This window comes from Salinisphaera aquimarina (assembly GCF_042643355.1).
Lineage (GTDB): Bacteria > Pseudomonadota > Gammaproteobacteria > Nevskiales > Salinisphaeraceae > Salinisphaera > Salinisphaera aquimarina.
On record NZ_JBHRSS010000009.1, the window covers coordinates 191954 to 214563 of the forward strand.

The window sequence follows — 22610 nt, forward strand, 5'->3', positions numbered from 1 at the left end:
CGGCGTTGCGCCGCCTCGCCATGGCACCAACCATGACGCGTTGCCGCGCCTTGCCTGACACAAGAAATCACGCGAACTTTGTTTCGCGAATCCACGTTACAGGTCACTAGAACCCCGTTGCCGACCCCCCGTATTGCGCTGACTCCCGGCGAACCGGCCGGCATCGGGCCGGATCTTGCCGTGCGTATTGCGCAGACGGCCCAACGCTGCGAACTGGTCGTCGTCGCCGACCCGGCCATGCTCGAGCAGCGCGCGCGGCTACTGGGGCTGCCCCTGACCCTGACGCCGGTCGATTACGACGCCGAGGCACGCGTCGCGCCGCCCGGCCATCTCAGCATCGATACGATCACCTGTGCAGCACCGTGCGCGCCCGCCGTGCTCGACAGCGCCAACGCGCCCTATGTGCTGCAGACCCTCGACCGGGCCGTGGATCTGTGCCGCAGCGGCGCCTGCGCCGCGATGGTGACCGGGCCGGTGCACAAGGCCGTGATCAACGACGCCGGCATCCGCTTCTCGGGACACACCGGATATCTGGCCGAGCGCTGCGCCAGCGACGCCCCGGTGATGATGCTGGCCACCGACGACGGCGCCCTGCGGGTCGCCCTGGCCACCGTGCATATCCCGCTGGCCGATGTACCCGCTGCGCTGACCCGCGACCTACTGCGTCATACGCTGCGGGTCACGGCCCGCGAACTGCAGCATCGGTTCGGCATTGCCCGGCCGCGCGTGCTGGTGGCGGGTCTGAACCCGCATGCGGGCGAAGACGGCTATCTCGGCCGCGAGGAGATCGACATCATCACACCGGTGATCGAGGCCGAGCGCGCCAGCGGTCTCGACCTGATCGGCCCGTTGCCGGCGGATACGCTGTTCACGCCGCACCGCCTGCAGGGCGCCGATGCGGTCGTGGCCATGTATCACGATCAGGGCCTGCCGGTGATCAAACATCTGGGCTTCGGCCGCACCGTGAACATCAGCCTGGGGCTGCCGATCGTGCGCACGTCGGTCGATCACGGTACCGCGCTCGACCTGGCCGGCGGCGATCATGTGGATACCGGCAGTCTGCAGGCCGCGATCACGACCGCTATCCGGATGACGGGCGTCGACCATGGCGCGTAAACGTTTCGGCCAGCATTTCCTGCACGATCAACGCGTGATCGAGCGTATTCTGTCCACTCTGGACGCCCGAAGCGACGATCGACTGGTGGAAATCGGCCCCGGTCAGGGCGCGCTCACCAGCCCGCTGCTGGAGCGTGTGGCACGCTTGAGTGTCATCGAGATCGACCGCGACCTGGTCGCCGCGCTGCGCCGGCAGGCCGAACGCGAGCCACGTCTCGATGTCATCGAAGGCGACGCGTTGAAAATCGACTACGCCGCGTTGGCCGAACAGCGAAACGGCACGCTGCGCCTGGTCGGCAACCTGCCCTACAACATCTCGTCGCCGCTGTTGTTCGCGCTGCTGGCCAGTCCCGCGCCGATCCAGGACATGCACTTCATGCTGCAGAAGGAAGTCGTGGACCGGATGGTCGCCGAACCGGGTGGCCGTGACTATGGCCGGCTGACCGTGACGCTGGGCGCCCAGGCGCATGCCGAGCATCTGTTCGATGTCCCCCCCGGTGCTTTCAGCCCGCCACCTCGGGTGATGTCGGCGGTAGTCCGGATCACGCCGCGTCCGCCCCTGTTCGAACTCGCCGATCAGCGTCTTTTCTATCGGCTCGTGACCGCCGCTTTCAGCCAGCGCCGCAAGACCCTGCGCAACGCGCTGAGCGCATTTGTTTCGGTGGCGACCATCGAAGCCTGTGATATCGATCCCGGCCTGCGACCCGAGCGTCTGTCGGCCGCGGATTTCGCACGGCTGGCCAACGCGGTCGCAGCCGAGGCGCCGGCTCCGGATTGAGAGCTCGCCGCGCGCCAGTGGCGCGGCCACACGTCGCTCGCTGCGCCTTGTCTCGCAAGAATTGCGCCCAGCGCGACGGCGCGGGAATGGCAACAGGCCCTAGATCGGCGCCGGCGTATTGCGGGCAAGCAGGCGGGCGAACGAGCGTGGGGAATGCACGTCCTCTTCGCGTTCGCTGAACCACAGCACACGCTCGTGGGCGAGGATCTCGCGATGCGCAGCCGGATCGGCTACCGGGCCGAACAGTACCGGGCGATCGAGCGCATCGAAGCGTGCGCACCAGTCGCGGGCGTCGCCGTTGACCCGCACCGGGTCGACGCAGAGCACATCGCAGTCGGCCGGCAACGCGTCGTCGTGGGCGCTCACCGGCAATGCGCGACGCAGGGGCAGCGACGCCTGATCGGCCGCCGCGACGGGGTAGTCCAGCCGCAGTATCAGATCGTTCGGATCCCGATCGGTCCGGCGTAATGCGTCACGCCAGACGGCTTCGGCGTCGGCGAATGCGAGCATGGCGCTGGGAATCGGCAGCACGATGGGGACCGTATTGAGCTCCAGCGTGCGCCAGTTGCCATGGAGCAGGGAAAAACGGCGCGCGATCCACTGGGTGAACGCACGTAGCGCGCCGTCCTTCTCGGCCAGCCGCGTGAGCGTGTCGGCATCCACCAGTTCAGCCTCGCCGGTGCGCCATGCCAACGCCGCGCAGGCGCCGGCCAGAACGGGCGTCATATCGCTGCCGCCGCGCCAGATCGGGTAGAAACGCAGATCGAGCGTGCTGTCACCGAGTTTCGGTCGGGCATCGACCCGTGGCGCCTCGAAGGCCACCGCAGGCGTTTCACTTGCCGGTGCCTCCACAGGGTCGCTCTCGACTGCGGTGATATCCGGCGTCGTCTCGACCACGGGCGGCGTGGGCTTCGCCGCCGGCTCGGCGGCGACCGGCGGAAGGGGCGCGACAGACGGCTCGATCGGCTGCGCCGGCGCGGTCGGCTCCGGCGCGGGCAGATCGGCGGGGGGCGCCGCTGACGCCTGCGGCGACGCAGCGGGTGCCCGGGCCGGCTTCAACGGCGCATCCGCGCTACGGGATGGCGATCGCACATCGGCAATCGGTGCGAACTCGGCCTCTCGTGCCGAGCCGCCACGCGCGAAGCGCGACAACGGCACACGCGCGCTTTGCGACTTGTCGCGCGCGGCACGCGGCGCATGGCTCATGCGTGTGGGTTCCCGCGCGTCGGCTATGGGCGGGGCGGACGACAGGCGAAGAACGAGGCCGAAAAGGCCGATGACGCCGGCCAGCAACGCCGTCGCCCAGATGAACAATGGCATGCCCGCGCGGTACATGATGCTCGTCCAGCTTACGCCGAAATGGGCAAAGCCCACGTTGCGGGCATCACGCATGATCGGGCGGTTGGCCTCGGCCGACCCCACCCGATAGAACCAGCTGCGCAACGCGCGACTGTTGATGAACGACAGCCAGCCGCCAGTTTCGCCCAGTCGGCCTCGCGACACCAGCGTGACGTTGTTGGCGTTGCGCACCGTGAGGAACTCGAGATCCAGTGCCGGATCGGCCACCAGCCCCCGGACCGAACGCACGAGCCGATTGGGTATGCGATCCTGCCTGATGCTCGGCACGGTCGCCTGCACGACAGCGCGTTCGGCGTCGAACAGCTTGCTGGTGCGCGCCGCCAGCAGCGCGTCGCTGGCACGTATGCCGGCCCAGCCGATCAACAGCACGCAGGCGATCGCCAGCAATACGGACATTATGCGCTGGATGGAAGACGACATGATCAACCGCATCCGCTGATGCGCGGACGCTCGCGATGCTGCGCCGGCCGAAAAGCGCAGCGGTCTGCTGACCTGCTAACCGTTGCCGTCCGCCGAGAATGACGCGTCGCGATCGAACTGCTCCGGAATCGGGTAGGTAAAGCTTTCGAGATACCGTTCATAGGTCCGATCCGCAACATCCTTGAGCATCGGCCGGGTCGGCGCCGCTTGGCCACCGCTGCTCTGCATTTCCAGTGCGTTTTCAACCGTTGGCCCGATATCGTTGACATCACCGGCGTGCGCGCTCCCCGCAGCAACGGCGCAGGCCCCCATCAGCATAACCGCAACCCATTGATCTTTCATATACTCCCCCTGATCCGGCCATCGTGTTGACAAACCAGCCATCGGATCGATGCGTCAGCCACCGCCACCGCCAACCACCGGGGCGGGCCGCCGATTCCGGGTGGACACCGACAACGCAGGCGCCGCCTTGGGCGGCCTCTGGACCGCACGCGGCGGTGTCCGGGCCGTATCCGCCGACGCCGACAGTTGTCGAGCCTCGGCACGCAGATCATCCATCACCTTGGGCGGTATCTGATTGCGCGCGGCAAGGCCCGCTGCACGCTGCGACCGGCCTTCGGCCAACAGTAACAGAATGTAATTATTACGGTTCAGTTCGTTGTTCTGATCCAGTTGGAAAGCGGTGGTGAGTTGCAGACGCGCATCCGCCATCTGCCCCTGGCGCAGCAGGGCATAACCGAGATCGTTGCGCATCTGGGCGTCGGTCGGATTCTGTTCGACCGCGCGCCGCAGATATTCGACGCCGTTGGCTATGTCGGTGCGCGCATAGATGAGACCAAGGCCGTGATTGGCCTGCGCCGAGTAGGATGTCTTGAGCAACCGTCGGTACAGCGCCTCGGCGCCGTCGCGGTCGTCCATCTTGCGCAGGATATCGGCGCGCAGCAGACGCAGCTCATCGGATACCCCGAATTCCTGCTCGCGCGACTGCAGATGGGCTAGCGCCGCATAGAGCTTGTCCTGATCGATCAGCTGACGGATAAGATCGGTATACAGCTTGGCGTTCTCGTCCGGGCCACGGGCCTGATCCAGCGTGGAGCCCGGCAGGTGGCGCGGCGATACGCGATCGCTGACGCAGCCGCCGAGCGCGAGCATTAAAACAAGTACGACAGCGATCGAGCCCGCTCGGCATGGCTTGGCCATCAAAGATTTCCCAGCGTCGCCGCAATCGACATGAAAGCCGGGCCCGCGATGAATATCAGCAGCGGCGGAAAGAAACAGGTCACGAGCACGACGGTCATTTTGCCCGACATCACGTTGACCTGCTCGCGCAATTCCATCGAGCGCTTGGACTGAAGATTCTCCAGCGCCTCGAGCAGCGGCTCGCGGATCTCGCCCCCGTAACGTTCGACCTGTCGCAGGATTCCCAGCACCGTATCGAGTTCGTCGATGGCCAGCATCTTGCCCGCCTCGAAGAGCAGCTGATCCGCGTCCGCCCCGGCCTCGATCTGGCGCAGCAACGGGGCGAGTTCCTCGACCAGCACCGGCATGGTCGCGCTCCCGTCGCGTACCAGGCTGGTCAACGCCTGGCGCAGATTCAGACCGGCCTCGAACAGCAGCACCAACAGATTGATGAACAGCGGCACTTCCGCCCGGATTCGATCGCGTCGCTTGCGCGCTTTCGAACGCAGCACGTAGCGCGGCGCGAGCAGCGCCAGAATAACCACCACCGCAGTGAACAACAGCGTGCGAAGCGCACCTTCGAGCAGACCCAGGCCACCGAACACGAACAGGCCCAGCATCGCCGCGATCACGGGCAGCGCTAACTGCACCGCGTAAAACACCGCACGCGACCGCGCGTCGCGCCAACCGGCCTGGGCCAGCAGCATCCGGGTTTCATCCGCCCCCTTGAGCAGCTGGTCGATGCGCTCGCCGCCCTGCGCCATGCCGGCCACCCAGGCGTCTCGACCGCGCTGGCCGCTGTTGTCTTCGCGACCGCGTTCGCCGTGATAGCGCCGGCGCACGCGTGCCTCGCGCACGCCGACGATGAGCGTCAGCAGCAAAAGACCGAGGCCGACCACACCCATCCCGACCATCAGCGCCACGAACAAAGCCGTCGTGTTCATGCGTCGGGCTCCTGCAACCGTGACATCATGCGCCAGATGATGAACAACCCCAGCGCTTCCAGCACCAGCGCCAGCACGATCGCAATACGGCCGCCGCTGCTTTGCAGCATCACGGCGTAATACTGCGGGTTCTGCAGGTAGAAAAAGGCGCTGATCGCGATCGGGATCGCGGCGACGACATAGGCGGAGAACCGGGTTTCGCCGGTCAACGCCTTGAGTTCGCGTGACGCGGCTTCCTGTTGCCGGATGGTTTCGATGAGGCTGGCGATGACGCGGCGCATGGAGCCGCCGTAGCGCCGGTTGACGCGAGCGCTCATGGCCAGGATGTGCAGAGCGCGCAGCTCATGCACCATCGCCGCCTCGGTCAACGTGTCCTCGATACTCGCGCCGAGCCGCACCTGTCGCGACACGCTCAGAAAGACGCTGCGTATGGGCTCGGCGCTTTCCAGCGCGGCACTGTGCACACCCTCCTCGAGGGTGTTGCCGGCGGTCAGCGCGCGCACCAGATAGCCGAGAAAATTCGGCAGCTGGGCATTGATCCGGCGCCGACGCGCGCGGCCGCGCTGGGCCACGAACAGCGAGGGGAATATCACCATCACGGCAACGACAAGCACGCCGACGCCGCCGAGCAGGACAATCATCAGCGGCCCGGCGATCACGCCCGCAAGCAGATAAAGATTGACGCGCTCCGGTCGCGCGTCGATACCGGCGGACCAGCACCGCCGACAGACCCAGCGCACCAGCGGATTGCGAATATGTCCGGGATCGTGCCCCTGCGCATGCAACTCGTCGCTGGCCAGGGCCGGCCGGTCGCCCACCCGCTCGATCAGCGCTTCGTTCTGGGCATGGCGCGACGCACTGGCGAGAACCAGCAGCGCCACCGCCAGCGTCAGCACGGCCAGAACAACGAGCCCGATCCACATCACGCCGCCCGCCCGTAGCGCAGGTGTTCGCCGCTGTCGGCATCGAACACGAACTCGGGTACCAGCTCGAGCGTGTGATCACCCATCACGCCGACGCGCTGGACCGACAGCAGACGCCGCTGGCCATCAGCGAGCCGCGCCACGTGCACGATCATATCGATGGCGGAGGCCACCTGATGCAGAAAATTGCGTTCATCGCCGGCAAAACCCGCAAACCCTGCGAGCAGCTGCAGGCGGTGAATGGCGTCGCGCGGGCTGTTGGCATGCAGCGTGGTCATGGAGCCGTCGTGACCGGTATTCATGGCTTGCAGCATGTCCAGTACCTCATCGCCACGTACTTCGCCGACGATGATCCGGTCCGGGCGCATGCGCAGCGCGTTACGCACCAGATCACGGGCGCTTACCGCGCGCTCACCTTCGAGGTTTGGAGGGCGCGTTTCGAGGCGGACCACATGCCCGTGGTGCAGGCGCAACTCGGCCGCGTCCTCGATGGTGAGAATCCGCTCGCTCTCGGCTATCCACTGGCTGATCATGTTCAGGAACGTGGTCTTGCCCGAGCCGGTGCCGCCAACCACGATGATGTTCTCGCGCGCCTCGACGCTCGCACGCAAAAAATCGAGCACGTCCTGGGACACCGAGCCGCTGTCGATGAGTTCGGCTTCGGTCAGCGCCTGCTTGGAAAACCGCCGAATCGACAGACAGGGCCCATCCAGGGCAAGCGGCGGAATGATCGCGTTGACGCGACTGCCATCGGGCAGACGCGCATCCACCATTGGCGTGGATTCATCGAGCCTGCGCCCGAGCGGCGCAAGAATACGCTGCGCCACCCGCAGAATATGAGCGTTGCTGGAGAAACGCACGGCTTCGCTGACCAGGCGACCGCCGCGCTCTGTATACACACTGTTCGGCCCGTTGACGACGATGTCATCGACGTCGTCCTGTTCGATGAGCTGTTGCAGCGGCCCGAAGCCCACGAGTTCGTCGAGCGTGTCGTCGGCAAGCAGGGTGGTCTCTGCCTGATTGATCGGGACACGGTTTTCATTCACATAGGCCCGCACCTGCCCGCGAATGAATTCGGCCGCCTTGGCATCGGACCATTCGTTGATCAGGATCCCGCGATCTTCCAGCAGACGGATCAGATGCAGATGCAGCTGGCCCTTGAGCTGCTGGTAGCGATCGCTGAGGCGGAAATTGCTGTCGGCGGACACTTATTGCGGCCCCCAGCCGAACAGATGCCAAGTGCCCGAATGGCGCTTGGCTGGCGGCTGCACGCCAAGCACCTGCGATGCAAGCGCCTGTACACCTTTGGTGAAGCCGTCGGAGGGGGCGTACTCGAACATCGACTCGCCCGCGTTCATGGCCTTCATGCGTGCGGTGGAACGCCCGCCGATCGTCGCCGCAAGCGGCAGGTCGAGCAGATCCGCCAGCTGCTGGGCCTCCATGCCGATATCGGACCGATAATTCACGATAACCAGTTTTGTCCGTGCCAGCGGCGTGTCCATCTCGCGTAGCTGCTGCAACATCACCTTGTTCTGGCGACTGCGCAGCACCGATTGATCCGACATCAGCAGCGCATGATCGCTGCTGCCCACCAGCGTCGCAAGATTGGATAGATGCAGGCCGCGATCGGCACAGATGACGACATGATCGAATATGCGCCGGAATATCTCGAGCAGCCGTCCGAGCTGCGGCGATTCGCTGTCGAACTGCGACCCATTGAAGCTCTCGGGCAGCGCAAGCAAGTAGACCCCCTGCTGCAGCTTCTGGAAGGCACTGTCGACCAGCGCTTCGTCGCAGCGCTCGACGTCCTCGAGAATATCCACCGCGGTGTAGTCCTGCGCGCCATCGAACATGATTACCGCATTGCCGCCCGGCAGCGTCAGATCGAGCAGCAGTATCCGCTGCGCACGGGTGCCGCGGGATGCCAGCACGAAAGAGATATGGCCGCCCAGAAACGCGAGCAGCGGCGACTGCGCGGAACTGAAGACCGTTACGATATGGCCCGATGCGCCCTCGCTATCTTGGCGCGGTCTCGGCTGATTTCTGGGCGCGAGGACGCGCTGCAACAGGGTGCCGATGCGATCGTCGTCGCGGCCGGAGACAAAGAAATCACGGGCACCCGCGCGCATCGCGGCGAGCACCATGTCGCCTGCATCCTCTCGTCCGAGTGCGACCACCGGCATCGACGGATAGGCTTCGACAAGCGCTTCCACGGTCTGTGCTCGCATGGGCGCGCTGTCGGCGTCGAATTCCACGAAGACCAGGGCAAGATCGGGCGTGGCCTCGACTTCCGCCACACATGCCGCGGTCGTGGTCGCGTCCGCCGGAAGGATCACGACGCCCTCGCCCAGACGGGACTTCAACCAATCCAGGGCCTCCGATCCATCAGCCAGCAACAATGCTTGAATAGCCATGATCGAGCGCGCTAGCGGGAGAACCCGGTATGGCCGGGCCGCGGGTCGAAATCGCCGGTTTCACGGAAGAACAACTCCGAATTGCTCGGATTGTAATCATCGTACTCGTCACCTGGCAGCGGTACCTTGGTGCCGCGGGCAAGCGGGGAGACCAGATGCGGCGTGACGACCATGATCAACTCGCGATTCTGGCGGTTGTAGCGTGTGTTGCGAAAGAAGGCGCCGATGAACGGCAGGTCGCCGAGCCACGGCACCTTGTCCACGTTGGCGGCCAGATTCTGATCGACCAAGCCGCTCAGGATGAAGCTTTCGCCATCGCCCAGTTCCACCGTGGTGTCGGTACGCCGCACGCGTACCCCGGGCACCGTGATGCCTTGCAGGGTGACGCCGGCGTCGAAATCGAGCTCGCTGACCTCGGGCGCCACCTTGAGCACGATGCGGTCCTGCGACAGGACGGTCGGCGTGAGCGACAACCGGATACCGAACTCCTTGAACTCGATCGTCACCGCGTTGTTGCCGACCCCCGAACCGCCGCCCTGGGTCACGGGGATGGGAAATTCGCCACCGGCAAGAAACGACGCCGTCTGACCGCTCATCGCGACCAGCGAGGGTTCGGCCAGCGTACGCATCAAGCCCCGCCGCTCGAGAATACTCAGCAGGCCCGCCGTATCCTTGTTGCTGTCGGTGAACACGAGGTTGAAGGCATCCCCGATCGGCTGAAAACCGGTACTGGATAGCAGATTCAGGCTGTCGCCCAGTCCCCCGATACCGGCAGATGCGCCGGGCGGCGAGATACCCACCGCCGATTTGCCGGCCGCGTTGCTGACGAAATTGAAACCGATCTGGCGCAATGCGCTGCGGCTGACTTCGGCAATACGGATATCCGTCTGCACCTGCGTCTTGAGTTGAGCGCGCTTGTCGCCGCGCACCAGATCCGGCAGATCCTCGGCCCCGACCACGATCGGTATGTGTACCGGTTTGTCCGCGCCGCGCGTCCAGATGATCAGACTGGTGTCGCCACGCTTGATACCGGTAAGCATGACATCGCGTGTATCGATCACGTTGACGTTGGCTTTTCCCGGGTCGCCGATGGCCACCCGCTCGATCCGGCCCGGCGACCGCACCAGTTTCTGCTGGCCTTCGCCCACGCGCACCGATTCCGACTCGCGCATGGTGCCTGTGGCCATCTGGGCCGAGACGCAGGTCACGCACAACAGACTCAGCCATACGCCCGCGAAAATTCTGTGCCTCAAAGCCCTCATCGTCATGCCCCTGCCTGGTTCGACGTCGTCATGTGCAACGCCCCACTCAATATGGCCGGCTGATCCGGCTCGATTTGGATCCCTCATACAACTCGATCGTCGCGCTTGCTGTCCGCGGCACGCGGGTACGACGGCGCGTGGGCGGCGAGGGTTTGACCTGTTCTGCCTTCTCCACCCGAGCCAGTTCCTTGAGCGTGACCACACGCTGCTCGGCGAGCGCTTGCTTCGCCTGCTCCGTATCCGACATCCGCGGTTCCGTCATCGGCATCGCAACCGCGGTCGCCGCGGGCGACACACGCTCGGGCATGGCGTCATCGTTTGACGCCATCATGCGATCGTCTTCCAGCGACTCCGGAGCGGTATCGTCGACCGGCGCCCGCAGTGCCAGCCGAAGCTCGCCCAGGCTGGCACCGAGCATCACCCGCGTCGTCTCATCGGGCGGAATCGCCAATACCGCCGTACGTTCACGTCGGCCGGCGTTGCTGTCACCCCTGGCTTCGTCGCCACTGATCAATTTCTCCTGATACGCGAGCACACGCGCGTCTTTCAGGAGTATTCGTGCCTGGCTCTCCTCGACCTGATCGCCCGAGGACCGGAGATAGACCAGCACGTCGACAAAATCGCCCGGCTGGATGAAGCCGCCCACGGCAATGACATCCGATATCGACAACGACATCGCCTGCATGCCCGGCGGTATCGCCTGCGCCAAAGCGCCGCTGCTACCGAACGCTTCGTCGGTCACCGGCGCACCGGTTGCCACGCCCCGGACCGGCGTGCGGCCCACAACCTCGGCCACGTCGGTGAAGTACTGCGGGGGTTCAACCGAAATCGGCACCAGCGAAATATCTTCGCGCTTGATTTCCTCGTACGCGGACAACGGCTTTATGGCCACAACCGCCAACACCGTATTTTCTTTCGGCAATGGTACGTTGGCAGCCGCATCCGGCGACGTGCCGATGCCGCGATTCATGTAATACGCAAGCACGCCGAATATCACGGCCAGAATGATCAGAACGAACGCAAAGGTTCGCAGCGCGGATGAACTCATCTCCCCTCCGAATTTTTCATAGAACGCACGCTGAAAATCAGAGTGTTACGCACGCCGTACTTTGCATTCGTGATTCGCTTTGCACGCCGCCCCTAGCCAACGGTGGAATACGGAACTTGCCGAGAGTAAATTGCGGCAGCACTGGATTATCCCCGCCTGTCAGGACCAAACTCACACTGACTCCATAAGCCGTGTCGCAGCGCCCCCCCCGTACCAACTGGACGGCCTCATCGTCTGCAATACGGGCTGAAACCGAAGCCGGCAGCCAAGCAACACTGGCCTGCACCACCGTCCTAGCCCGCGCACGCAATAACGCATCGCTATAGCCTGACGTCAGAGGGCTGACGGCAACAATTTCCTGGGCCCCATTCCTGGCTGCATTCTCGACCGCGCTTTTGAGCACAAACGCATAGCCGTAGTAAATAATGCCCACGGCAATGGCCAGCAAGAACGGCAGCATCAGAGCGAACTCGATGACTGCTGCGCCGCGCTGCGATCTCACTGTGTCAATCACCGACGCCTTTCGTCAGCGACGCAGCCATCACCACCTGCCCCTCGGCCCGAACGAACTCCGGAATCCCCAAAAGCCCGCTTTCCGGAAATCCAGGCCAGAGCGACCGGAACTTCGGCGCTAGCCGTACAATCACCACCCGCCGATTCGAGTCCGCATCACTGCTGTTCACGCAAAACTGAGACGCTTCTACCTCGCTAGCATCGGCTGCGCTGGCACCACAGTTCGCTTTCTGCAAAGCGAACGACCTTTCCGACACACCCGGAAAGTAACGCAGTGTCTCCGCGATGCGCGCTTCAGCGACGACTCGCGCCCTGTCGGCGAACTCTTCCACGTCAGGGCTAACCGAGACAGCCGCGTCCGCTCCACGTTGCGCCGCGTAGGTCACAGCTTGCTGGGTGGCAAATGCGATGCTGTAAAACAGAATCCCCACGGCAAGCAGAAGAAATACCGGCAGGACCAATGCGAACTCAATCAGCGACGCGCCGCGCTGGCACCAGCCGCTAGGAACACGTTCCGCCAATGCAACTTTGCGCATCTGTAAAAACACCCTGAATTGCGGTCACTAACCCTGTCTGACTAGCCGCAAAAACAGCTAACGCGATCACCGCCACAATGAGCACATACTCGATTAGCGTAGCGCCACGTTGGCGATGAAACGCAACCGGGGTGCAATGCGCCGGGTTTGACATCACATAACGAATAAATGTCAGCATCTTCCTCTCTCCCAAGCCAAATTATTCTAAATAACACTGGAAGCCCGCCTGGCCTCAGTGAATTCGATGTATGAAACCAAAAAATAACCGTTAGCCACTTAATTAGCGGTATCGGCTGCGGACTTGTCGTCTGAAGCCCTCCGTACGCGGACGGTACGCGTCATGTGTCACTTCCGTTAGCGCTTTCGCACCGATGCGAGGCGGGGGCCGATTTCTAGATAATTTGTAGAAACAAACACCTGGGAATAATGTATTCTGTATACATTAGGCATCCAAACCAGAAACTCTTTCTTAAATGAGCATATTTTCAATCGGCGATATTCATGGCGCCGCCAATTCCCTCGACTCGCTTCTGCAATTGCTGGATGCAAGCGACCCCACCGCCCGGCTCTGGTTCCTCGGCGATCTCGTCAACCGCGGGCCCGATTCCGCGAGCGTTTTGCGTCGGGTCAGGGATCTCGGCGAACGCGCGGTCGTAGTGCTGGGCAATCATGATCTGAGCCTGCTGGCACTGGCACAACGAACAGACGCACCCCTCGAAGCCAACGCGTCCCTGAAAGACTTGCTGAGGGCGCCGGATTGCGACGAATTGCTGGACTGGTTGCGGCATCGCCCCCTGATCCATCGCGATACCGACCTTGGCTGGACCATGGTCCATGCCGGCATTCCGCTGGAGTGGACGGTCGGCGAGGCATTGGAGCGGGCAGGCGAGCTCGAAGCCGCCTTGCGCGGCCCCGATTACGCTGCCTTTCTCGCCAAACTGTTGGGCAACACCCCCGCCAAGTGGGATCCCGCGCTTCGGGGCATGGAGCGACTGCGATACATCACGAACGCGCTGACTCGCCAGCGGTTCGTCCACGCGGACGGCAGTCTCGACATGGGTTACAAGAAGACGCTTGCGGACGCCCCGGCGGAGTTGACGCCGTGGTTCGCCATGCCCGGACGCAAAAGTGCCGGTGAACGTATCGTCTTCGGGCACTGGTCCGCGCTGGAACAGATCGCCTGGCCCGACCACACGGTCTGGGGGATAGATACCGGCGCCGCCTGGGGTGGGCAACTCAGCGCGCTGAGACTGGATACGGCGACACCCGAACTAATCCAGGTCGATTGCGGCTAGCCGTAGCGGGCTTCAGCCGTCACACGAGCCCCCGCTCGCGAATGCGTTGACCGCATTTGCGCCGTCGTGCCTTGTCCATGCCACCCTAGAGGCGGAGGCACGTCACCCGCACAACCGTCGAGCGCCGCGCAAACACCGGCGGCGCTCGACAGGCTACGGTCCGCTAGAAGTCCCTGACCACACCGATGGTGTAGGACGTATCCAGCTCGTCCACCCCCGGCTGCGGGTTGTGGTTGTATTCGTGCTCGAGTGCACCGCGGATACTCCAGACAGCACTGCTGGCCAGCGGTATCTCGGCGCCCAGAGCGGACTCAAGCGTGTAGTTCTGACCGGGTTCGTCGGTGACCTCAGGATAAGCGGTGAACTCATGCGTGAGCTTGAGCCAGTCGCCGACAAGCTGCGCGTAATCCCAGCCCAGCGAGACGATCATTTCGCCGCCGCTCGCGGCGTCGTCGGAGTAGATCTCGTACTGGTAACCGACACCGCTGCGCACCTTGAACGTCAAACGATCCCGACGCGCGAGAAAATAACCCGGGCCGACCAGCGTACGTGAACGCAGGTCTATATTCTCGAACCGATCTTTCTCCAGCTCCTGCTGCATGAACCAGAACGCCCTTCGGGTGAAGTCCGACTCGTACCGCCCCTTGCCGACATACTCGTCTGCGGTGTCGTCACCATCCTCGGATTGGTGATCGGCCGACGCGGACAGCGACAAGCGCGAGTCGCCGGTGTCGCGTAGTACGGAGGCGTTACCCTGCACGCTAGTCGTCTCGGTATTGCCGGCATTGCCGCTGATACCCAGTTCGACACGGCCGGACCAGTAATCGCCATTTTCAGGCGGCAGGATGTCCGACTCCGGCAAGGCTCGGGCATCATCGGCCTCTTTTCGATTCGCGGCCACCACATCGGGCGCGATCAAGTCGATGCCGGCCAGCGGCGCGTCGGCCGCGTCCGCCGTGCGGCGCTCGCCGTCGACGACGTACATCTGCCGCGATTGCGACGCGTCGTACTCGAGCCGGCCCGCGCCCGACTGGCCGGACGCCAGCGTGATCTGCACCGCGTCATCCGTGGTCAACCCGGCTACCGCGCTCCGATCGATCTTGAGATCGCCCGCGAAGGCGGTGCCGAGCACCAATGTATCGGACGACATTGACGTGACCTTGCCATTGACCTGGCTGCCGTCGTCCAGATAAACAGTATCCGCAAGCGCGGTAGTCGCCGTGACCCCGGCAGCACAGACTATCGCCGCCGCCCAACAAACGGGTATCCGCATCCTCCACTCCCCTTGATTCAACAACGCGCGTAAACGCTGGATAAAAAAAAGCCGGCCAACCGGCCGGCTTTCCATGCTACAGCGAGATCGACCCTTAAGCGGTCGCCTCTACTTTCTCGTCTTCGTCGGCGTCGGCCATCACGCGGTCAACCAGTTCGACGTATGCCATCGGGGCATTATCGCCAGGACGGTTACCGCATTTGAGAATCCGCAGATAGCCACCCGGACGCTGCGCATAACGCGGCCCGAGATCGTTGAAGAGCTTGCCCACCGCCTCCTTGTCCCGCAGGCGCGCGAAGGCGATTCGGCGGTTGGCCACGCTGTCGGTCTTCGACAGCGTAATCAACGGCTCGGCGACGCGACGCAGTTCCTTGGCCTTGGCCACGGTCGTGCGAATGAGTTCGTGCTTGAACAGCGACGAGGACATGTTCTTCATCATGGCGGCGCGGTGCGACGACTCACGCCCCAGATTGGTACCGCTCTTGCGATGACGCATAGCTAACTTTCCTTAATCTACGACTGCGAGAAGGCCTAGGCTTTCTCGAGTTCGGCCGGCGGCCAGTTTTCGACCGCCATACCCAGTTGAAGTCCGTGCTCGGCCAGAACTTCGCTGATCTCGGTCAGCGATTTCTTGCCAAGGTTGGGCGTACGCATCAGCTCGGTCTCGGTACGCTGTACCAGATCGCCGACGTAGTGAATATCTTCGGCTTTCAGGCAGTTCGTCGACCGCACAGTCAGCTCGAGATCCTCGATCGGCTTGAGCAGCGCGGGATTGACCTTGCTGCTGTCGCCGGTACGGCTCGATTCTTCACGCGCCTCGAGGTCGACAAACACGGCCAGCTGCTCGTACAACGTCGCCGCAGCGGTACGCACCGCGTCCTCGGGCTCGACGCTGCCATTGGTCTCGATGTCGAGCACCAGCTTGTCGAGATCGGTGCGCTGCTCTACGCGAGCACGTTCGACCGAATAGCTCACGCGACGGATCGGGCTGAACGATGCGTCCAGACGCAGCGCGCCAATTTCGATGGCGCCCGTATCCTCTTCACCCGGCTCGGCCTTGCTCTGCGCCGGCTGATAGCCACGACCACGGCGCACTTTCATGCTCATCCGCAGTTCGCCGTTGGTCAGATGCGCGATAACCAGGTCCGGGTTGACGATTTCAACATCATGCTCGGTCTGGATATCACCGGCCGTGACCGGACCCTCACCTTTCTTGTGCAGGTGCAACTCCGCCTCGTCACGCGAGTGCATGCGCACCGCCACGTTCTTGAGATTGAGCAGAACGTCGATGACGTCTTCCTGCATGCCTTCGACCGTGGTGTACTCGTGCAGCACACCTTCGATCTTGACTTCCGTGATCGCCGCCCCCGGAATCGAGGACAGAAGAATACGACGGATCGCATTCCCGAGCGTATGGCCGTAGCCACGCTCCAACGGCTCAAGCGCGATCTTCGCGCGGCGCTCGTTGGGCCGTTCGACTTCGACCAGGCGCGGTTTCAGCAATTCACTGGACTGCATAATGCAAATACCTCTTGCTGTCTGAGACAGCGCCAATTACTTCGAGTAGAGCTCGACTACCAGGTTCTCGTTGATGTCAGGCAGGACCTGATCGCGATCGGGGACGGACTTGAAGGTGCCCTTCAGGCCCTTCTCGTCAACCTCGACCCAATCGCTGATACCCAACTGCGACGCGACCTGCATCGACTCGAGAATACGCGGCTGATGCTTGGCCTTGTTTCGAATCGCGATGACGTCGCCGGCCTTGACCTGATAGGACGGAATGTTGACCGGATACTCGTTCACCGATACAGCTTTGTGGTTCACGAGCTGCCGCGCTTCGGCGCGCGTGGACGCAAAGCCCATGCGATAGACCACGTTGTCCAGGCGCGACTCGAGCTGCTGCAGCAGCAACACGCCGGTAGCGCCCTTGTGCGAGGCGGCCTTCTTGTAATAGTTGCTGAACTGACGCTCCAGCACGCCATACATATGACGCAGCTTCTGCTTTTCACGCAGCTGCAACGCGTAGTCCGACAAACGCTGACGACGCTGCGTGCCTTGGGCACCCGGCGGCGTATCAATCTTGCACTTACCTTCGAGCGAGCGACCGCGGCCCTTGAGCAGGAGATCTGTCCCTGCTCGGCGCGAAAGCTTGCACTTCGGTCCCGTATATTTCGCCATTATCTTTACCTATTCGCTTGGCAACGCCAGCAGTACTAAACGCGACGCTTCTTGGGCGGGCGACAACCGTTATGCGGTATCGGGGTGACGTCAATGATGCTCGTCACCTTGAAACCCGACCCGTTGAGCGAGCGCACTGCGGCTTCGCGGCCCGGACCCGGTCCCTTGACCCGCACTTCCAGATTTTTCACGCCCCATTGCGAAGCATTTTCGCCGGCGCGCTCCGCAGCCACCTGGGCCGCAAAAGGCGTGCTCTTGCGCGAACCCTTGAAGCCGCAGCTTCCGGACGTGCACCATGCAAGCACGTTGCCCTGACGATCAGAAATCGTGATGATCGTGTTGTTGAACGTGGCGTACACGAAGGCAATGCCGTCCGTGACGTTGCGCCGCGCCCGCGCTTTGCGTGTGCGGGTGGAAGAAGACGTGCCTGTCGCCATAAAGCGTTACCTGTACTCTCGAGCGAGAAGAAAACTAGCGCCGGATGGGCCGACGCGGCCCCTTGCGCGTACGCGAATTGGTTTTGGTGCGCTGCCCGCGCACCGGCAGACCGCGACGATGGCGCAGGCCGCGATAGCAGCCCAGATCCATCAGACGCTTGATGTTCATCGACACCTCACGACGCAGATCGCCTTCGATCGTGTACTGCTGCACCGCAGCGCGCAGCCCTTCGACCTCACCCTCGGTCAGGTCCTTGATCTTGGTGTCTACTGCCACATTCGCGGCGCCGCAGATTTCACGCGCTCGCGTGGAACCGACGCCGTAAAGTGACGTCAACGCCACGACCGCATGCTTGTTGATCGGGAGGTTAACTCCAGCGATTCGCGCCATTCGATTGATCTCCCAGCTTATCGGGCGGGCGGTGATCCGTCCCGGCAACCCTGCCTAAGACTTCCAACGCCGGAAAAGCCGCCCAATATAGCCTTTCTGTTCAGTGTTTACAAGACGTGCCTAAAAACCCGCCGATCAACCCTGGCGCTGTTTATGGCGCGGGTCCGTTGCACAGATCACCATCACCGCTCCGTTGCGGCGAATGACCTTGCAGTTGCGGCAAATTTTCTTAACCGAAGCTCTAACTTTCATGTCCTACCTCTGGCATCCACTTGGCTGTTGAAAACAACCAGTTTGGTATCCGTATCCTTTTACAATCCCGAGTCCGCGAATTTACCGGAGCATTCCGGCACGACCCTGCGACTTGAGATTGTTCTTTTTCATCAACCCTTCGTACTGATGTGACATCAGATGAGCCTGCAACTGGGCCATGAAATCCATGACCACAACCACGATGATCAGCAACGAAGTCCCACCAAAATAGAACGGCACGTTGTACTGCAGAATCAGCAGCTCGGGCAGCAGGCATACCGCCGTCACATAGATTGCGCCGGCCACCGTCAGGCGTGTCAGCACGGTATCGATATAGTTCGCCGTCTGCGCACCGGGCCGGACACCCGGAATGAAGGCACCCGACTTCTTCAGGTTATCCGCCGTCTCGCGCGAGTCGAAGACCAGCGCGGTATAGAAGAAACAGAAGAAGATGATCATCACCGAGTAGAACAGCACATACAGCGGCTGCCCGGGCGCAATTGCATTCGACACCCAGTTGGCGACGGTACCGCCCTCACCCAGAAACCGAACGATCGTTGCCGGGAAGAGAATGATGCTCGATGCGAAGATCGGCGGAATCACACCTGCCATGTTCAGCTTGAGCGGCAGATGCTGCGTCTGTGCCGCATACATGCGCCGACCGCGCTGGCGCTGCGCGTGATGCACCGGAATCCGGCGCTGCGCGCGCTCCACGAATACAACGAATGCCAGCACGCCCATGGCGCCGACAAACAACGCGATCACGAAGAACACGCTCAGCTCACCGGTCCGTACCAGATCCAGGGTACCGCCGATGGCGGACGGCAACCCGGCGACAATGGCGGCAAAGATGATCATCGAAATGCCGTTGCCGACGCCGCGCTCGGTAATCTGCTCACCCAGCCACATCAGGAACATCGCGCCGGTGGTCAGACACACCGCCGTGGTGAAGATAAAGCTCAGCTCACTGGTTCCGGTCTGCGCAATGCCCTGGTTCCAGAGTGCTATACCGGTACCGATCGACTGGAACGATGCCAGCAGCACGGTGCCGTAACGCGTGTACTGGGTGATCTTGCGACGGCCGGCCTCGCCTTCTTTCTTCAAGTCCTTTAGCGCCGGCACGGTCGCGGTCATCAACTGCATGATGATCGATGCCGAGATATACGGCATCACGCCCAGGGCGAATATCGACAGGCGCTTGAGCGCACCGCCGGTAAACATCACGCCGACGTCCAGAATCGTGCCCGACTGCTGCTCGAACAGACGAGCGAGCTGGCCCGGATCGATTCCGGGCACCGGGATGAACGTGCCGATACGGAATACGATCAAAGCGCCCACCAGAAACAGCAGGCGCTGACGGATTTCCGTAAGGCTCCCGGCGTTCGGCATCATGCCGCCGCCGGCCGCTGGACTGTTGGGACGCTTGGCCATGACTTACTCGGAGACGCTGCCGCCGGCCGCTTCGATCGCCTTCACGGCGCCGGCACTGGCGGCGACACCCTTGAGCGTCACTGCGGTCGAAATGTCACCGGATGCAATTACTTTGGCCCGACGCGCATCGCGCGGAATCAGATGGGCGGCCTTCAGGGCCGCCAGATCGACGTCGCCGTCGAGCTTGCTCAGGCTATCGAGACGCACTTCCGCAGCGCCGGTCATCGGGCTATGAAAACCACGCTTGGGCACGCGACGCTGCAACGGCATCTGGCCGCCTTCGAAGCCGACCTTGTGATAGCCGCCCGAACGTGCCTTCTGGCCCTTGTGACCACGACCCGCGGTCTTGCCCAGGCCGGAACCCGGCCCGCGACCAACACGCTTGCGCGCGGTACGCGCACCTTCGCCGGGATGAAGATCGTTGAGTTTCATTCTAGGACTCCTCGATCGCGAGCATGTCGACGACCTTGTTGATCATGCCGCGGTTTTCCGGCGTATCGATCACCGTCACCGTATGATGCATGCGACGCAGCCCCAGGCCACGCACGCAGGCGCGATGCCGGGCAATACGACCTGCGGGGCTCTTGATGAGCGTTATCTTGATTTCTTTGCTGGCCATCACGCGCCCCTGTTAAGCGGTAATTTCTTCAACGCTCTTGCCACGCTTGGCCGCGATGAACTCCGGATCATGCATGTTGCGCAGACCATTGATGGTCGCACGCACGATGTTGATCGGGTTCCGCGAGCCGTAGCTCTTGGCAAGAACGTTACCGACACCGGCAACCTCGAACACGGCACGCATGCCGCCACCGGCAATCACGCCGGTACCTTCGGAGGCCGGACGAATGATGACCTTGGTGGCCCCGTGCCAGCCCACGATTGCGTGCTGAACGGTCGAACCGTCCTTGAGCTGCACGCGGATCATGCTCTTGCGGGCTGCCTCCATGGCCTTGGCAATGGCCAGCGGCACTTCGCGCGCCTTGCCATAACCAAAACCGACGCGACCTTCGCCGTCGCCGACCACGGTGAGTGCGGTAAAGCCGAATTGACGACCGCCCTTGACCACCTTGGCCACGCGGTTGACGGTGATCAGCTTTTCGAGCAGATCGCCTTCGGTACGTTGTTCGTTACGTGCTGCCATCTCTAGATCCTGTTAGAACTGCAGGCCGCTTTCACGCGCGGCGTCGGCGAGGGCCTTGACCCGGCCGTGATAGGCAAATCCGGCGCGGTCGAACGCCACCTTTTCGACGCCCGCCGCCTTGGCGCGTTCGGCAATCGTGCGCCCGACCAGCTTGGCCGCATCGCAGTTGCCGGTGCTGCCCAGATCGGCACGCAGGCTCTTCTCGACCGTCGAGGCGCACACCAGTGTGCGCGAGCCGTCGGGCGCCGAGATCTGCGCATAGATATGCTGCGGCGTGCGGTGCACGGACAGACGATGAGCACCCATGGTGCGCATGTGTATGCGAGCCCGGCGGGCGCGGCGCAGTCGCGAAATAGTTTTCTTGTGCATGGCGTATTAGTTCAATCTGTTTGGCTATTGGAGGCCGATGATGATCCGACGCGATTACTTCTTCTTCGCGTCCTTGCGAACCACGCGCTCATCCGAATACCGGATGCCCTTGCCCTTGTAGGGCTCCGGCGGCCGGTAGTTGCGGATCTCGGCGGCGGCCTGGCCGACGACCTGCTTGTCCGCACCCGTGAGGATGATTTCCGTATTGCTCGGCGTCTGAACCTTCACACCCTCGGGCACCTTGTAGGCGACCGGATGTGACAGACCCAGGGCCAGGTTGACCGTGTCACCCGAAGCCTGCGCGCGATAGCCGACGCCGACCAGCTCGAGCTTGCGCTCGAAGCCTTCGTTCACGCCCTTGACCATGTTCGCCACCACGGCGCGAACCGTACCGGCCATGGCCATGTTCGGCTTGCGGCCGGTCGGCTTGGCACGTGCCTCGCCGTCGGCGACTTCCAGGTCGACGCCTTCCGGCAGCTTGAACATCAGCTCGCCGTTCTTGCCCTTGACCCGGACTTCACGTGCCGAAACGTTGCATTCAACGCCGCTCGGCAGGGCCACGGGTGCTTTCGCTACTCTGGACATATTCCAAATTCCTGTGCGTTATTCGACGCGTGTCACGAGACGACGCAGAGGACTTCGCCACCGTGGCCCGCTTCACGCGCGGCCCGGTCGGTCATCACACCCTGCGATGTCGACACGATCGAAATCCCGAGACCGCCGACAACCGCCGGTACGTCACCCTTGCCGCGATAGATACGCAGGCCGGGTTTGGAAATCCGCTCGATATTCTCAATGACGCCGTGACCTTGGTAATACTTCAGGCGCACCTTCAGACGGGGTTTGCCGTCCAGCTCAGTGGTTTCAAAACCGGAAATATAGCCTTCGTCCTCAAGCACTCTGGCAATCGCCATTTTGAGCTTGGAGGCCGGCATTTCGACGCTTTCCTTATCTGCCGACTGCCCGTTACGAATACGGGTCAACATGTCGGCAATGGGGTCAGTCATACTCATGCGTACCGATACCTTTGCTGTGGCTTACCAGGAGGACATAACAAGACCGGGCACTTCGCCGCGCATGGCGGCTTCCCGGAGCTTGTTACGCGAGAGCCCGAATTTACGATAGACACCGCGGGGACGGCCCGTGGCGACACAACGACGCGTGACACGCGTCGGACTGGCGTCGCGCGGCAGCGCCTGCAGTTCCTGAGATGCCAGGAAACGCTCTTCTGGAGTCGCCTCCGGATCGTGGATACGTGCCTTGATCGCTTCACGCTTGGCGGCGAACTTGGCCACCGTCTTTACGCGTTTGCGATCGCGGGCGATCATGCTTTTCTTTGCCATAATTATCT

30 protein-coding genes are annotated in these 22610 nt (G+C 62.8%); 3 read left to right on the forward strand and 27 right to left on the reverse strand.

The genetic code is table 11. The features are described 5' to 3' along the window. Positions 1 to 117 precede the first annotated feature (117 nt). Positions 118 to 1116: a 4-hydroxythreonine-4-phosphate dehydrogenase PdxA gene (gene pdxA, locus ACFOSU_RS19155; protein ID WP_380691549.1), complete on the forward strand. Its 999-nt coding sequence runs from the start codon at positions 118 to 120 to the stop codon at positions 1114 to 1116. After that, the gene (rsmA, locus tag ACFOSU_RS19160) at positions 1106 to 1894 is read left to right on the forward strand and encodes a 16S rRNA (adenine(1518)-N(6)/adenine(1519)-N(6))-dimethyltransferase RsmA (protein WP_380691551.1); all 789 of its coding nucleotides are present in this window, start codon (positions 1106 to 1108) and stop codon (positions 1892 to 1894) included. Before pdxA ends, rsmA begins: the two co-directional genes overlap by 11 nt. A gap of 99 nt (positions 1895 to 1993) precedes the next feature. Here rsmA and ACFOSU_RS19165 read toward each other — a convergent pair whose 3' ends face one another. The 12 genes from ACFOSU_RS19165 to ACFOSU_RS19220 all read right to left on the reverse strand — a co-directional run bounded on the left by ACFOSU_RS19165 (position 1994) and on the right by ACFOSU_RS19220 (position 12670). Then, positions 1994 to 3673, reverse strand: coding sequence for a hypothetical protein (locus ACFOSU_RS19165; protein ID WP_380691552.1), 1680 nt, complete (start codon positions 3671 to 3673; stop codon positions 1994 to 1996). Positions 3674 to 3748: 75 nt separating this feature from the next. Next, positions 3749 to 4015 (reverse strand): DUF3613 domain-containing protein, encoded by a 267-nt coding sequence (locus ACFOSU_RS19170; RefSeq protein WP_380691553.1) that lies wholly within the window; start codon positions 4013 to 4015, stop codon positions 3749 to 3751. A gap of 54 nt (positions 4016 to 4069) precedes the next feature. Beyond that, positions 4070 to 4873 (reverse strand): tetratricopeptide repeat protein, encoded by an 804-nt coding sequence (locus tag ACFOSU_RS19175; protein ID WP_380691555.1) that lies wholly within the window; start codon positions 4871 to 4873, stop codon positions 4070 to 4072. After that, positions 4873 to 5796, reverse strand: a complete 924-nt coding sequence (locus tag ACFOSU_RS19180; RefSeq protein WP_380691556.1) for a type II secretion system F family protein — start codon at positions 5794 to 5796, stop codon at positions 4873 to 4875. Before ACFOSU_RS19180 ends, ACFOSU_RS19175 begins: the two co-directional genes overlap by 1 nt. Continuing rightward, the gene (locus ACFOSU_RS19185; RefSeq protein ID WP_380691609.1) at positions 5793 to 6719 is read right to left on the reverse strand and encodes a type II secretion system F family protein; all 927 of its coding nucleotides are present in this window, start codon (positions 6717 to 6719) and stop codon (positions 5793 to 5795) included. The genes ACFOSU_RS19180 and ACFOSU_RS19185 overlap by 4 nt, the downstream gene beginning before the upstream one ends. Beyond that, the gene (locus ACFOSU_RS19190) at positions 6719 to 7927 is read right to left on the reverse strand and encodes a CpaF family protein (protein WP_380691557.1); all 1209 of its coding nucleotides are present in this window, start codon (positions 7925 to 7927) and stop codon (positions 6719 to 6721) included. The genes ACFOSU_RS19185 and ACFOSU_RS19190 overlap by 1 nt, the downstream gene beginning before the upstream one ends. After that, on the reverse strand, positions 7928 to 9133 hold the full coding sequence (locus tag ACFOSU_RS19195; RefSeq protein WP_380691558.1) for an AAA family ATPase: 1206 nt from the start codon (positions 9131 to 9133) through the stop codon (positions 7928 to 7930). Between the two features lie 11 nt (positions 9134 to 9144). Beyond that, entirely contained in the window at positions 9145 to 10386 is a 1242-nt protein-coding gene (locus ACFOSU_RS19200; RefSeq protein WP_380691559.1) for a type II and III secretion system protein family protein, read from the reverse strand. A 55-nt stretch (positions 10387 to 10441) separates the two neighbouring features. Beyond that, positions 10442 to 11443 carry a Flp pilus assembly protein CpaB gene (gene cpaB / locus ACFOSU_RS19205; protein ID WP_380691561.1) on the reverse strand — a complete coding sequence of 334 codons (1002 nt, stop codon included), beginning with the start codon at positions 11441 to 11443 and terminating at the stop codon, positions 10442 to 10444. 37 nt (positions 11444 to 11480) lie between these two features. Continuing rightward, a complete protein-coding gene (locus ACFOSU_RS19210; protein ID WP_380691562.1) occupies positions 11481 to 11957 on the reverse strand; it encodes a TadE/TadG family type IV pilus assembly protein in 477 nt (158 codons plus the stop codon). Next, a complete protein-coding gene (locus tag ACFOSU_RS19215; RefSeq protein ID WP_380691563.1) occupies positions 11950 to 12492 on the reverse strand; it encodes a TadE/TadG family type IV pilus assembly protein in 543 nt (180 codons plus the stop codon). The genes ACFOSU_RS19210 and ACFOSU_RS19215 overlap by 8 nt, the downstream gene beginning before the upstream one ends. After that, the gene (locus ACFOSU_RS19220; protein ID WP_380691564.1) at positions 12458 to 12670 is read right to left on the reverse strand and encodes a Flp family type IVb pilin; all 213 of its coding nucleotides are present in this window, start codon (positions 12668 to 12670) and stop codon (positions 12458 to 12460) included. The genes ACFOSU_RS19215 and ACFOSU_RS19220 overlap by 35 nt, the downstream gene beginning before the upstream one ends. A gap of 295 nt (positions 12671 to 12965) precedes the next feature. Here ACFOSU_RS19220 and ACFOSU_RS19225 point away from each other — a divergent pair, with 295 nt between their 5' ends. Further along, entirely contained in the window at positions 12966 to 13787 is an 822-nt protein-coding gene (locus tag ACFOSU_RS19225; RefSeq protein ID WP_380691565.1) for a symmetrical bis(5'-nucleosyl)-tetraphosphatase, read from the forward strand. A 163-nt stretch (positions 13788 to 13950) separates the two neighbouring features. Here the strand turns inward: ACFOSU_RS19225 and ACFOSU_RS19230 are convergent, their stop codons facing one another. The 15 genes from ACFOSU_RS19230 to rpsN form a co-directional block, all read right to left on the reverse strand. Next, positions 13951 to 15060: a DUF481 domain-containing protein gene (locus ACFOSU_RS19230; RefSeq protein WP_380691566.1), complete on the reverse strand. Its 1110-nt coding sequence runs from the start codon at positions 15058 to 15060 to the stop codon at positions 13951 to 13953. Between the two features lie 94 nt (positions 15061 to 15154). Continuing rightward, on the reverse strand, positions 15155 to 15556 hold the full coding sequence (gene rplQ / locus ACFOSU_RS19235; RefSeq protein ID WP_380691568.1) for a 50S ribosomal protein L17: 402 nt from the start codon (positions 15554 to 15556) through the stop codon (positions 15155 to 15157). A 35-nt stretch (positions 15557 to 15591) separates the two neighbouring features. Then, positions 15592 to 16578 carry a DNA-directed RNA polymerase subunit alpha gene (locus ACFOSU_RS19240; protein WP_380691570.1) on the reverse strand — a complete coding sequence of 329 codons (987 nt, stop codon included), beginning with the start codon at positions 16576 to 16578 and terminating at the stop codon, positions 15592 to 15594. A gap of 36 nt (positions 16579 to 16614) precedes the next feature. Beyond that, entirely contained in the window at positions 16615 to 17238 is a 624-nt protein-coding gene (gene rpsD, locus ACFOSU_RS19245; RefSeq protein WP_380691572.1) for a 30S ribosomal protein S4, read from the reverse strand. A gap of 35 nt (positions 17239 to 17273) precedes the next feature. Next, entirely contained in the window at positions 17274 to 17675 is a 402-nt protein-coding gene (gene rpsK / locus ACFOSU_RS19250) for a 30S ribosomal protein S11 (protein WP_380691574.1), read from the reverse strand. Between the two features lie 34 nt (positions 17676 to 17709). After that, entirely contained in the window at positions 17710 to 18066 is a 357-nt protein-coding gene (rpsM, locus tag ACFOSU_RS19255; protein WP_380691575.1) for a 30S ribosomal protein S13, read from the reverse strand. Positions 18067 to 18201: 135 nt separating this feature from the next. Continuing rightward, positions 18202 to 18318, reverse strand: a complete 117-nt coding sequence (gene rpmJ, locus ACFOSU_RS19260; RefSeq protein WP_353249644.1) for a 50S ribosomal protein L36 — start codon at positions 18316 to 18318, stop codon at positions 18202 to 18204. An 81-nt stretch (positions 18319 to 18399) separates the two neighbouring features. Continuing rightward, positions 18400 to 19749 (reverse strand): preprotein translocase subunit SecY, encoded by a 1350-nt coding sequence (gene secY / locus ACFOSU_RS19265; protein ID WP_380691577.1) that lies wholly within the window; start codon positions 19747 to 19749, stop codon positions 18400 to 18402. A gap of 3 nt (positions 19750 to 19752) precedes the next feature. Further along, complete coding sequence (gene rplO / locus ACFOSU_RS19270) at positions 19753 to 20181, reverse strand: 50S ribosomal protein L15 (protein WP_380691579.1); 429 nt, start codon at positions 20179 to 20181, stop codon at positions 19753 to 19755. Position 20182: 1 nt separating this feature from the next. Further along, positions 20183 to 20368 (reverse strand): 50S ribosomal protein L30, encoded by a 186-nt coding sequence (rpmD, locus tag ACFOSU_RS19275; RefSeq protein WP_380691580.1) that lies wholly within the window; start codon positions 20366 to 20368, stop codon positions 20183 to 20185. Positions 20369 to 20380: 12 nt separating this feature from the next. Continuing rightward, a complete protein-coding gene (rpsE, locus tag ACFOSU_RS19280) occupies positions 20381 to 20890 on the reverse strand; it encodes a 30S ribosomal protein S5 (protein WP_380691581.1) in 510 nt (169 codons plus the stop codon). A gap of 12 nt (positions 20891 to 20902) precedes the next feature. Then, entirely contained in the window at positions 20903 to 21259 is a 357-nt protein-coding gene (gene rplR, locus ACFOSU_RS19285) for a 50S ribosomal protein L18 (RefSeq protein WP_380691582.1), read from the reverse strand. 54 nt (positions 21260 to 21313) lie between these two features. Then, on the reverse strand, positions 21314 to 21844 hold the full coding sequence (rplF, locus tag ACFOSU_RS19290; protein WP_380691583.1) for a 50S ribosomal protein L6: 531 nt from the start codon (positions 21842 to 21844) through the stop codon (positions 21314 to 21316). A 32-nt stretch (positions 21845 to 21876) separates the two neighbouring features. After that, positions 21877 to 22272 carry a 30S ribosomal protein S8 gene (gene rpsH / locus ACFOSU_RS19295; protein WP_380691584.1) on the reverse strand — a complete coding sequence of 132 codons (396 nt, stop codon included), beginning with the start codon at positions 22270 to 22272 and terminating at the stop codon, positions 21877 to 21879. Positions 22273 to 22296: 24 nt separating this feature from the next. Continuing rightward, a complete protein-coding gene (rpsN, locus tag ACFOSU_RS19300) occupies positions 22297 to 22602 on the reverse strand; it encodes a 30S ribosomal protein S14 (protein ID WP_380691585.1) in 306 nt (101 codons plus the stop codon). Positions 22603 to 22610 lie beyond the last annotated feature (8 nt).